The sequence below is a fragment of the Salmonella sp. SAL4457 genome (assembly GCF_046548235.1).
GTDB classification, from domain to species: Bacteria; Pseudomonadota; Gammaproteobacteria; order Enterobacterales; family Enterobacteriaceae; genus Salmonella; species Salmonella enterica.
The window spans coordinates 1-256 of the sequence record NZ_JBGDZO010000855.1 but is presented as its reverse complement, the minus strand read 5'-3'; the positions used below and the strand labels follow the sequence as shown (position 1 = coordinate 256).

Annotated in this window: 1 protein-coding gene; it reads left to right on the top strand. The window is 72.7% G+C overall.

Going from position 1 to position 256, the window contains the following annotated elements:
- Window positions 1–256, top strand: a 256-nt coding sequence (locus tag ACLJNW_RS26610) for a pyruvate kinase (RefSeq protein WP_410961568.1), incomplete at both ends; no start/stop codon positions are given.

Sequence of the window (256 nt, the reverse complement as noted above, 5' to 3'; positions counted from 1 at the left end):
GCCATCCGGGATCTCGTGGCTGCCGGGGTGGACGTGTTCCGGCTGAACTTCTCGCACGGCACCCACACCGGGCACGGCGACGTGATTGCGCTCGTCCGCGCCGCCGCGGCCGAGGCCGGGCGCCAGGTCGCGATCCTGCAGGATGTGTCGGGGCCGAAGATTCGCACCGGCCTGTTGAAGGACCACCAGCCGCTGGTGCTCGAGCCGGGCGCCCCCCTGGTCATCGCTCCGGGAACCTTCGACGGCGTCCCCGGCC